We start from the raw sequence: 5949 nt of genomic DNA on the forward strand, positions 1-5949 counted from the left end.
ACGTCGCAGGGCGCGGCGACGTGGCCGGACGCCGAGCGCCAGACGGCGGTCATCGGGCCCACACCGTCGCCGAGCGGTGAGTCGCCCTCCGCGGCGGCGAACAGCGTGGCGCCCAGCGAGAAGACGTCGGCCGCGGGAAGGGGCTTCGCCCCGCGGGCGACCTCCGGGGCGACGTACGCCGGGGTGCCGCGGAACAGGCCGCTGTCGCTGACCGTCTCGTCGGCCCAGACCGCGCGGGAGACCCCGAAGTCGGTGAGCTTGGCGTCGCCGGACTCGGTGATCAGGACGTTGCCCGGTTTCACGTCGCCGTGGACGATGCCACGGCCGTGCACGGCGGAGAGCGCGTCGGCGACCTGCCGGCCGATCCGCGCGACCGCCTCCGGCGCGAGGACCCCGTCGGAGGCGATGACGTCGGCGAGGTTGCGCGAGGGAACGTACTCCATCACGAGCCAGGTCGCGGCGTCGTCGGTGACCAGGTCATAGAGGGTCACGACGCGCGGATGGTCGATGCCTCCGGCGATGCGCGCCTCGCGGGAGAGCTCGCGGAGCCGCCGTTCGTCGGCGGCCGGATGCGTGCGCTTGAGCGCCACCAGACGGTCGAGGCGCTCGTCGCGGGCGAGCCAGACGGCGCCCATCCCGCCCGAGCCGATCTGACGCTCGACCCGGTATCGGCCCGCGACCAAAACACCGGTCCGTACCGTCACTCGCCTCACCCCACCGGGGTCCGTGGGTGCCCGCCTGTCACCGAAAGACTACGGTGCGGCGCCCCCGTACAGGGGATGAATCATCCGGACCGTTGACTTCCGGTCAGACCGGTCGGCGGGCCTCCCTCAGGCCGTTCGCGCTGCTTGGACGGGCAAGCGATTCCCGACCCATCGGCCGTTATGGGTGACAGTGCTAGTCGGAGTTGCTTAACTAATGGGCGATCTTGTCGTGATTCGCCGCCCGGTCCCGGGCCGGTGACCACTCAGCGGAGGTGGTTGATGCGAGCCGGACCGCCCCTGATCGTGGCGTGGTTGATCATCGGCGGGCTCGCCGCGGGACAGCGCCACTACTACTCCCACTTCGACGCGAGCTGCGGCAGGTTCGCCACCATCGGCGTCACGATCATCTCCGGCCCGCTCAACTACGCCGGCCTCAACCCGTGGGTGGCCTGCAAGGTTCCGCAGCCCAGCCGGTGACGCCCGCCCGGCGGCCGGACCTCAGCCCGCCCGGCCCGCCGCGCCCCAGCCCTCGACCTGGAAGCGCGCCTTGAGCGACTCGGGGACGATCTCCTTGCCGCAGCAGCGGCACACGACGGCCGGTTCCAGGTCGGTGCCGCAGGAGTGCTCGAACACCACGGGCGGCCGATCGCTCAGGTGCCGGTCGCCCCAGGCCATCAGGATCAACAGCACGCCGCGCAGTTCGCGGCCCGCCTCCGTCGGGCGGTACTCATAGCGGAGCGGGCGCCGACTGTACGGGATCTTCTCCAGCACACCCGCCTCCACGAGGTGGTTCAGGCGCGCGGTCAGCACGTCGCGGGGCGCTCCCACGTTGGCGGCGATGTCGTTGAAGCGCCGGACGCCCCAGAAGACCTCACGCAGCACGAGCAGGGAGTACTTCTCGCCGATGACGGCGAGCGCGTCGGCGATGGAGCAGGGGCGTGCCGTGGCCATGTCACCACCGTAGGACGATGCGTTTGCTTTTCCAACTCACTCCGGCCTACGGTTAGTTGGATTTCCAAACTGACGTCTGGAGGCGAAGAGCCATGCGCGACGCCGTGATCGTCGAGGCGGTACGCACGCCGATCGGCAAGGGACGCCCGACCGGCACGCTCGCGAGCGTGCACCCGGTCGAGCTGCTCGCTCACACGCTGCGCACCCTGATCGGGCGCAGCGGGATCGACCCGCAGCTGGTCGACGACGTGATCGGCGGCTGCGTCGACCAGGTCGGCGAGCAGGCCATGAACACCACGCGCAACGCCTGGCTGTCGGCCGGATTCCCCGACTCGGTCCCGGCGACCACGGTCGACCGGCAGTGCGGCTCCTCCCAGCAGGCCGTCCACTTCGCCGCCCAAGGCGTGATCTCCGGCGCGTACGACCTGGTCATCGCCTGCGGGATCGAGTCGATGAGCCGGGTCCCGATGTGGTCGAACGTGCCGGTCGGCGCCGATCCGTTCGGGCCGGGCCTCGCCCGGCGGTTCCCCGACGGCCTCGTCCCCCAGGGCATCAGCGCGGAGCTGATCGCCGCCAAGTGGTCGCTCAGCCGGGAGCGCATGGATGAGTTCGCCACACTGTCGCACCATCACGCCGCCGAGGCGCATGCCGACGGCCGGTTCGAGGCCGAACTCGCCCCGATACGGACCGACGCGGGCCTGATCAACGGCGATGAGTCCGTACGACCCGGAACGACGCCGGAGGTGCTCGCCGGCCTCCGCCCGGCCTTCGAGGACCCCACGTACGCCGAACGCTTCCCGCAGATCGAGTGGTCGGTGACGGCCGGCAACAGCAGCCCGATCAACGACGGCGCCTCGGCGGTACTGATCACCTCCAGCGAGACCGCGGCCCGGCTGGGACTGCGACCGCTGGCCCGGCTGCACGGCTTCGCGGTGACCGGCTCGGACCCGCTGCTGATGCTGACCGGCGTCATCCCGGCCACCGAGAAGGTGCTCCGCCGCACCGGGCTGCGCCTGGAGGACATCGACCTGTTCGAGGTCAATGAGGCGTTCGCCAGCGTGGTGCTGGCCTGGCTACAGGAGACCGGCGCCGACCCGGCCAAGGTCAACGTCAACGGCGGCGCGATCGCGCTCGGCCATCCGCTGGGCGCCAGCGGCACCCGCCTGATGACGACGCTCGTGAACGCCATGCGCCAACGCGGCGCCCGCTATGCCCTGCAAACCATGTGCGAGGCCGGCGGACTCGCCAACGCGACCATCCTGGAGCGACTGACCTGAGGCCGCGAAGGCACGGGGCTGAACGGCGCGGCCAGGGCGGCCACAGTCGAGAGGGCAACGCCTGAGAGGCACCGCCGAGCCCCGGCCCCTCACGGTCGCAGCGCGTCACGGTCGCGCCGCCTCACAGGCGCGCCGCCTCACAGGCGCGCCGCCTCACAGGCGCGCCGCCTCACAGGCGCGCCGCCTCACAGGCGCGCCGCCGCGGCCGGGACACTGCGATCATCACCGGGCCTGCGGATGGCGCGGTCGGGTAGACACGGTCGGGAAAGCACCGCTGCCGGACAGGCCTGTCCGGACAATCGCCGCCGAGCCCCCCGCCCCCTCACAGAGCGCCCCGGGCAGAGGGGCGCCCCCCGATTTCATTGTCCAGCGCCGGGTTTGGCCAGGGAAGACTGTTCGTGCGGCTGTGGATAACCTGTGGTGGTGGCCATGCTCGGGCGGTGGGTCGGCAGTGGATCCGGTCGGCTGGTCGTGCCGTCTCGGCCCGTCCGGGGCCGAGGTGTATACGGAATCCGCAACCTGCCCATGTGGCTGATACGGAACCGGCCATAGAAACGAACAATTCAAGTGTGTTCTCGTTCCGAAGGTTCGCGACGCGGACGTCCGGTCGACTGAGCCCGGCTGGGGGCGGCGGCTCAGCGGTCTGGACGACCTGACCGCCGACCGACGTCGCCGCGGAACCCGCGAGGGCATGGGCCGGCGGGCCTCAGCACCGTTTCGGGGGGAAAGTGCTGAGGCCCGGCCGGCCGGACCCACTCCGCCCGCTCTCGCCGTCTCGCGCCCCGAGAGGCAACGGACGCACCACCCAATGCCTGTCCGCGCCCCCACCGGGCAGGCCCATAGGGGCCCTGACCAGGTAGGTTATAAATCTGGTGTCTCATGGACTCACGGCGGCGAGCGGTTCGCCGCGTGCCTTCGATGCTCAGGCCGGAGTCGACCTCGAACGATCGTCGCGGCGTGGCTGGCGTGGTCGTGGCCGGGAGTGGCGGGCGGTGTCCGCCGCGATCGTGGCCGCCGAGCGCAGCCGGGGCAGCGTGGTTCTCGTCGAGGGCCAGTCCGGCATGGGGAAGAGCCGGCTGCTCTCCGACGCCATCGAGGCGGCGGCCGCCCGCGGGTTCATGCTCGCGCACGGCGCGGCGGACGAGCCGAGTCGGCTCGCGCCGCTCGTGCCGCTGATGACCGCCCTCGGGGAGTCTCCCCAGACGTTGCGCGACGGCCTGGACCCCACGGCGGAAACGGCCGACCTGCGGCTGCGGTTGATCGAGCGGTTGCAGAGCCGTCTGGAGCAACGCGTGGCGCGCGGCCCGTTCCTGATCACGCTGGACGACCTGCAGTGGGCCGATCCGACGACCCTGCTCGCGCTCCGGTCGATCGTTCCGGAGCTGGCCTCTTACCCGCTGCTGTGGATCCTGGCGAAGACGACGGGGGTCACCGGGTCGGGCACCGACCGGGTCTTTGAGATCCTGGCGCGGGACGGCGCCGTCCGGATCGTCCTGGAGCCGCTGAGCGACCGCGCGGTGGCCGAGGTGATCGACGACGTGCTCGGCGCGGCGCCCGGGCCCGAGCTGCTCGCGATGACCGCGGCGACCGGCGGCAACCCGTTCCTGCTGGTGGAGCTGTTGCGCGGCCTCCACGACGAGAACGCCGTACGGACCGCCGACGGCCAGGTGACGCTGGTCTCGCGGCAGTTGCCCCGGCGGATGCAGGAGATCGCGCGCAGCCGGCTGGGCCGGCTGTCGCCGCACACCCGGCACCTGCTCCAGGTCGCCGCCGTGCTGGGGCATTCCTTCCGCGTGGACGACCTGGCCGAGATGTTCGACGAGCCGCCCAGCCGTCTGCTGCCGGCGCTGGAGGAGGCGGAGGCGGCCGCCGTGGTGGCCGCCTCCGGGGACCAGCTGACGTTCGGGCACGAGTTGCTCTGGCAGGCCGTGACCGAGACCGTCACCGTGCCGGTCCGCCACGCGCTGCACCGGCAGGCCGCGGAGATGCTGCTGAGACGCGGCGGCTCGGCCATCCCGGCCGCCACCCATCTCATGCACTACGCCCGGCCGGGCGACGGCCACGCGCTGAAGGGGCTCGACCAGGCCGTACGCGAAGTGCTGCCGTCCTCCCCGCAGAGCGCCGCCGACCTCGCCGTACGCGCCCTCGAACTGACCACGCCCGGTGATCCGGACCGCGTCGACCGTACGGTGACGGCCGTCTACGCCCTGACGACCTCCGGGCGGCTGCCCGAGGCCGCCGACTTCGCCCGTACCGCGATGGGCCAGGCCCAGCACCCCGGGCAGGCCGCGCGGCTCCGGTCCGAGCTGGCGTACGCGCTGCTGCTGGCGGGACGGCCGGCGGACGCGGTGTGCGAGGCCGAGAAGGCGCTCGCCCAGCCCGACCTGACCGGCGACAAGCGCGGCCTGGCCGAGCAGGTCTACCTGCGCGCCCTGTACGCCGTTCACGACTTCCGGCGGGGACGGGAACTGGCCGAGGAGATCATCGACTCCGGCCGGCAGCACAGCCGCGCCGCCCAGGTGGGCGCGCGGATGTTGTTCTCCTATCTCGCCTGGAGCGACGGTAAGGCCGCCGACGGGATCAGCCACGTACGCGAGGCGGTCCGCATCGCGCCGCACGACGACGTCGAGGCGCGGCGAGTCCATCCGCGTCTGCACCTGGCCACCCTGCTCACCGACATGCGAAGGCTGGAGGAGGCCGATTCCCATCTCACCCAGGTCGCCGAGGAGATCACCGAGTTCGGGCAGACCGCGTACGCGCCCTCGCCCGCGATCTTCCGGGCGCGGCTGCGGCTCGCCGAGGGCCGGCTCGACGACGCCGCGGCGGAGGCGCAGGCGGGGCTGGCGGACGCCGACCAGATGGGCTCGCACGCGTTCGTGCTGCTGGGGCTCGCGGTGCTGGTCGCCGTGGCCGTACGCCGTGGGGAACTCGACGCGGCCGCCGGTCACGCCCAGCGGTACGAGGAGCGGTTCGAGGCGGGTGCGAGATTCGGGGCGGCCTGGGGCCGGTGGGCCATG

5 protein-coding genes are annotated in these 5949 nt (G+C 72.2%); 3 read left to right on the plus strand and 2 right to left on the minus strand.

Features of this window, described 5'->3' with window-relative positions; all coding sequences use genetic code 11:
- Positions 1-704 (minus strand): serine/threonine-protein kinase (locus tag ACFFNX_RS39580; RefSeq protein ID WP_378211290.1); only part of this gene is annotated, 704 nt, incomplete at its 3' end.
- 279 nt (positions 705-983) lie between these two features.
- On the opposite strand from ACFFNX_RS39580, the gene ACFFNX_RS39585 reads away from it, so the two are divergent.
- Positions 984-1181 carry a hypothetical protein gene (locus tag ACFFNX_RS39585; RefSeq protein WP_329245219.1) on the plus strand — a complete coding sequence of 66 codons (198 nt, stop codon included), beginning with the start codon at positions 984-986 and terminating at the stop codon, positions 1179-1181.
- 21 nt (positions 1182-1202) lie between these two features.
- Here ACFFNX_RS39585 and ACFFNX_RS39590 read toward each other — a convergent pair whose 3' ends face one another.
- Positions 1203-1655 carry a winged helix-turn-helix transcriptional regulator gene (locus ACFFNX_RS39590; protein WP_378211291.1) on the minus strand — a complete coding sequence of 151 codons (453 nt, stop codon included), beginning with the start codon at positions 1653-1655 and terminating at the stop codon, positions 1203-1205.
- Between the two features lie 92 nt (positions 1656-1747).
- On the opposite strand from ACFFNX_RS39590, the gene ACFFNX_RS39595 reads away from it, so the two are divergent.
- Together ACFFNX_RS39595 and ACFFNX_RS39600 are read left to right on the plus strand one after the other, a co-directional pair.
- Positions 1748-2932, plus strand: a complete 1185-nt coding sequence (locus ACFFNX_RS39595; RefSeq protein WP_378211292.1) for a thiolase family protein — start codon at positions 1748-1750, stop codon at positions 2930-2932.
- Between the two features lie 872 nt (positions 2933-3804).
- Positions 3805-5949: ATP-binding protein (locus tag ACFFNX_RS39600; RefSeq protein ID WP_378211293.1), on the plus strand; the 2145-nt coding region annotated here is incomplete at its 3' end.

The organism is Actinoallomurus acaciae (assembly GCF_042429965.1).
GTDB lineage: Bacteria > Actinomycetota > Actinomycetes > Streptosporangiales > Streptosporangiaceae > Actinoallomurus > Actinoallomurus acaciae.